This window comes from Bartonella sp. AS69XJJH, assembly GCF_042195585.1.
GTDB lineage: Bacteria > Pseudomonadota > Alphaproteobacteria > Rhizobiales > Rhizobiaceae > Bartonella.
In genome coordinates this window covers 1-4,030 of the sequence record NZ_JBHIOO010000050.1, presented here as the reverse complement: position 1 = coordinate 4,030, position 4,030 = coordinate 1, and the positions used below count along the sequence as shown (strand labels likewise).

5 protein-coding genes and 3 pseudogenes are annotated in these 4,030 nt (G+C 36.2%); 3 read left to right on the top strand and 5 right to left on the bottom strand.

Annotation, left to right across the window (positions count from 1 at the left end; translation table 11 throughout):
- Nucleotides 1-102: 102 nt before the first annotated feature.
- Nucleotides 103-1,185 (bottom strand): hypothetical protein, encoded by a 1,083-nt coding sequence (locus tag ACFIK6_RS09270; RefSeq protein ID WP_375642670.1) that lies wholly within the window; start codon nucleotides 1,183-1,185, stop codon nucleotides 103-105.
- A gap of 368 nt (nucleotides 1,186-1,553) precedes the next feature.
- Between ACFIK6_RS09270 and ACFIK6_RS09265 the strand changes: the two are divergent.
- Nucleotides 1,554-2,300, top strand: a pseudogene (locus tag ACFIK6_RS09265) (antA/AntB antirepressor family protein).
- A complete protein-coding gene (locus tag ACFIK6_RS09260; RefSeq protein ID WP_375642671.1) occupies nucleotides 2,297-2,575 on the top strand; it encodes a hypothetical protein in 279 nt (92 codons plus the stop codon). Before ACFIK6_RS09265 ends, ACFIK6_RS09260 begins: the two are co-directional and overlap by 4 nt.
- Nucleotides 2,576-2,618: 43 nt before the next feature.
- Here the strand turns inward: ACFIK6_RS09260 and ACFIK6_RS09255 are convergent, their stop codons facing one another.
- The 4 genes and pseudogenes from ACFIK6_RS09255 to ACFIK6_RS09240 form a co-directional block, all read right to left on the bottom strand.
- Nucleotides 2,619-2,915, bottom strand: a complete 297-nt coding sequence (locus tag ACFIK6_RS09255; protein ID WP_004861504.1) for a HigA family addiction module antitoxin — start codon at nucleotides 2,913-2,915, stop codon at nucleotides 2,619-2,621.
- Between the two features lie 44 nt (nucleotides 2,916-2,959).
- Nucleotides 2,960-3,166 (bottom strand): annotated as a pseudogene (locus ACFIK6_RS09250) (toxin-antitoxin system HicB family antitoxin); the annotation flags it as partial.
- Between the two features lie 36 nt (nucleotides 3,167-3,202).
- Entirely contained in the window at nucleotides 3,203-3,475 is a 273-nt protein-coding gene (locus ACFIK6_RS09245; RefSeq protein ID WP_273724370.1) for a BrnA antitoxin family protein, read from the bottom strand.
- On the bottom strand, nucleotides 3,462-3,761 hold the full coding sequence (locus tag ACFIK6_RS09240) for a BrnT family toxin (RefSeq protein WP_375642672.1): 300 nt from the start codon (nucleotides 3,759-3,761) through the stop codon (nucleotides 3,462-3,464). The genes ACFIK6_RS09245 and ACFIK6_RS09240 overlap by 14 nt, the downstream gene beginning before the upstream one ends.
- Nucleotides 3,762-3,837: 76 nt before the next feature.
- Here ACFIK6_RS09240 and ACFIK6_RS09235 point away from each other — a divergent pair.
- Nucleotides 3,838-4,030, top strand: a pseudogene (locus tag ACFIK6_RS09235) (hypothetical protein); the annotation flags it as partial.

The window sequence follows — 4,030 nt, the reverse complement described above, 5'->3', positions numbered from 1 at the left end:
CACTTCATTGTCACAGATGTCCAAGCCTCTGAATCCGGTATGTATAAGCTTATCTTGCGAGAGATAAAACAATGAAAAATCTTTGTCTTGTGTGTTTAAAAATCAATAAGGCTGCCCAAGAGCTCGGATTACTGCTGTAAATCTTGGATTTGGAATGGCACTAAATCGGTAATTCCATGGTGCGCCAGTACGGTGACTGATGTGACATCTTTGGTATGTTATAGTTACTGACGCAATTTCTGCCCACGTAGTCCTTTCATTATCTTCAGGGCTTTCAAATACAATAGCTTGATTTGTTACTAAAAGACGCCCTAAAATTGGAGTCTTTTCGCCAATATCGAAGGTAACGCGTTCTTGAACTCCTAACAGTTTCTCATTTTGTGCTAAACGATAATCGTATTCACTTGCGTCAAGTTCTTGAAACATTTTACATGCTTCCTCAAAATTAGAGGGAGGAATATCTGATTGCCACAGAGCAACTTCTTGCTCAAAGCTTTTTTCCTTTTTCGCCTCACGATATGCAATAATGACAAAAATTAAAACAATAAGAATAGGTACTAATAACCATGGCGTAATAATTACTGTTACCACAATGCCTCCAATCAGTAGAGCGCAAAGGAGAACGATCTGTACCCTCTTTTCTAACCGTTTTTTTTCAAGTTCCGGCGACATTTTATTAACAACTGATAAATCAGAAGAAGGGTGGATATGGGGGGGAGGCATTAAAACCTGCTCTGAAACTTTTTCTTTAAAACGTTTTTTTCGTTTATCTTGCCAATGAAGAAAAATAGACAAAGCAATAAATGCAAGAAAAATTAACCTGAACCATCCCCAAAAGCCTAACCCATCATTTCCATCTGATTTTTTGTCTTGAACATGGATACTGTGCTTATCAGTATTCTCAGGTAGTACCTGTTTCACGCTTTCATTTTGAGCAACAACAGCTATTAATAAAGTCGAGGAGGAAAAAATTTCATTATTGTATGCAACTTGATCTGGTTCGATTTTGTGAAAAAAAAACGCACCTAATATTGCAGAGCCGAGAAATAATAAAACTCCAATGCCAAGGGCTTTCAAACCATTTTTACGCCATTTTTTTATACACACTAAAACAAGTCCGACAACCATCACCGATAACGACAACAAACATACAATCATCGCAATTGTATCAAGTATGTCGAGCATTATTTTCCCCTCCGTGATAAATAAAAAACTAAGCTGGGGGATTTAAAATGAGTCGACAAATAAAGTAAATATGTTCTTATGATTTTTAGAAAAAAGTGATATTATTACAGGAGTATGAATAATCAAATCAGGTGCCTCAAAAAAAACTTAAATACCAATCGGACAAACTACCGAGATAGTTTATTTTCCGCATATTAAAAGCTTTGACTCATTGTATGTTACACGCATATAATGACTTTGTCGGGTGTAGTTACGCTATACAATACCCTTTTGGGAAAAGCGTAACGACGGGCTTGTTGCCGTGTTTCTTAGCACTAGGCACTTTTTTAAAGTGTCATTAAGAAACATCTATCAACAAGGAATTCATTATGAATACTCTTATAGAAATTAGAGAACAGGTTATTGATCAGGAAACTGTTCAAACTGTTAACGCGCGTGATTTACATACGTTTTTAGAAATAAAAGCTCGCTTTAATGATTGGATTAAAAATCGCATTAAAGAATGTAAATTTCAGGAAAATATAAACTTTATAACGCTTACTAAAAATTTAGTAAGCGGTTGAAAGGTAAAATAATACCACATTACATGAGACATGGCTAAACACCTTTCCATGATAGAACGTAATGACAAAGGACATGAAGCACGTCAATACTTTATAAAATGTGAGCGGCTTTTGAAACAAGTAGCAACACCACAGATAGCTGCATCACAAGTTGACTACTCTAAACCGGAAGCATTGCTTGGTGTTTTAAATCACCTACAAAGTCAAATCGAGCAAAAGGATAACACCATTGCAGAATTAGCACCAAAAGCAAAAGCTTTGGATGGTTTAAAACGTTCTGATGGTTTGTTTGATCTTATCGAAGCAGCAAAGATGTTAGAGGTACGATCAAAGGACTTAACCGATTATTTGCGCAAACATGACTGGGTGTATCGGCGTGCTCTAGGGGCGCCTCTGTTACCCTATCAAGATAAAATAAAGAAAGGCTTTATGGATTGCCCTGCTATCACCATTCAAAGACCAGATGGAACAGAAAAGGTTCTCCCTTCAACGAAAATCACCTCCAGAAGATTGGCATGTTTGAGAGAACAAATCTTTGGGGGCGTACAATGAAGGTAGATACTAACTTCTTATGCGATTTATGGATAGCGTTGTCTCAATTTTCTAGACATGAAAATATAAGCAACAAAGATTGTACTGCTCTGGTTGACACTATGAGTATAATCGAAAAAGCTTTGATTGTAAAACTTCAAGATGAGGTGCCAAATAATATAAAGGTTCTAGCAGTTCTTACAGATTTTGGAGATTCAGAACTACCACATAGCATGAATCCGTTATTGCAAGCTTATGCTCCTACTTTGGAGAACCCCATTAAAAAGGTTGCTTAAGTAAAAAACATCTCCCCTCCCTATCGTTAAAGGTGGGGAGTGGTTAAACCCTACATTCAAATTTATTGATTTTGGCAAATTCATCTGCTTTTTCAGTTTGTAATATACTAACGTCATAAGCAGCTTGCATGTTAAGCCAAAATTCAGCAGTAGTATCAAAAAAATAGGCTAATCTTAGTGCTGTATCGGGAGTCACTGGACTATTTTCAGCAACAATGCGTTCTATTCTCGTGCGTGGAACATTTAATGCTTTTGCAAGGGCATAAGCAGAGAGAGCATATTCTTTTAAATATTCCTCTCGTAAAATTTCTCCGGGATGAATCGCTATATAATTTTTCATCTCGACCTCCTACAGATCAATGATAATCTACGATTTCAACTTCATTTGTCATGTGACAAAGGCATGGGAACTTCTTCTCCGTTATGCTGCATGTCTTCAACAACTTCTGAAACAAGGTCCATAATGCCTTTTAAAGCTTTCTCTGCTTGAGCATCTAACCATGAAAGGGATGGGAATTCTGCACACAATCCGACATATTCTTCATCTTTTGGTGACCACAAAACACGATACATATAATGATTATTGTTCATGCTTTATCCTTTCTGTTATTTTCTATAAAGGATAGACTAACCACGATGACTTTTTCGTAAATCCTGTTCAATCAAATGCCTAACATAGCGTGTGTAAGGAATAGCTTGATTTTTAGCTTTTTCCTTTAAAGCCTTCATAAGCGCTTGAGGCAACCGAATGTTGATAGACGCTTCTTTAGGTAAGAATTCAAAATGAACAGGCTTAAAACCAGTTAAGTCATAATCTGTAAGATCAGCAGTATCAACAAAGTTTTCTGCTTCTTCATCTGTCTTAAAAACGGGCATTTGTTTTAATTTAGAGGTTTTCATAAAAATCAATCTCCTTTTGGTGCATATAACGAGCGCTAATAGGGCGTACAAACAGTTCGTTCTTTATTGTTCTTAAGGTAAAAACTAAAAAAATATATCGTTCATTATAGGTTCTTCCAATAGCTCTGAAACGTTCTTCTTTAACGTTTGGATCGTTCTTTATGACGAGATTTCCAGGTTCGGTAAATAAATACTCAATTTCTTTTTTAGAAACTCCATGTTTAGCACATTTGGGCCAATTACCTTCATCCCAATTTATGCCATGAATTTTGATATTTATTGTCATAACGAATGTATATCAAAATGTATCCACAAATACAATAAAAATAATTAAATATCAATTTGTTTGAACAGGAGCCCCCATGCATCCGCGAGAGACGATAAGGGAAAGCTTTGTTGCGTTGATTAAAACAGCAAAGACGGCAGCTGGTGACAATGTTTTCAATATGCGTGATTTCAACTTTTCCGTTGAGAAAATGCCTGCAATTAATATCTCAACACAAAGTGAAACAATTGAAGATGGCTATGATTATGGAGTAAGGCGACGCGTTTTAA

Excerpts from the sequence above, each read along its gene's own strand:
- ACFIK6_RS09260 (WP_375642671.1), top strand. The coding sequence starts at position 2,297 with ATGAAGGTAGATACTAACTTCTTATGCGATTTATGGATAGCGTTGTCT.
- ACFIK6_RS09240 (WP_375642672.1), bottom strand. The coding sequence starts at position 3,761 with ATGACAATAAATATCAAAATTCATGGCATAAATTGGGATGAAGGTAAT.
- ACFIK6_RS09255 (WP_004861504.1), bottom strand. The coding sequence starts at position 2,915 with ATGAAAAATTATATAGCGATTCATCCCGGAGAAATTTTACGAGAGGAA.
- ACFIK6_RS09245 (WP_273724370.1), bottom strand. The coding sequence starts at position 3,475 with ATGAAAACCTCTAAATTAAAACAAATGCCCGTTTTTAAGACAGATGAA.
- ACFIK6_RS09270 (WP_375642670.1), bottom strand. The coding sequence starts at position 1,185 with ATGCTCGACATACTTGATACAATTGCGATGATTGTATGTTTGTTGTCG.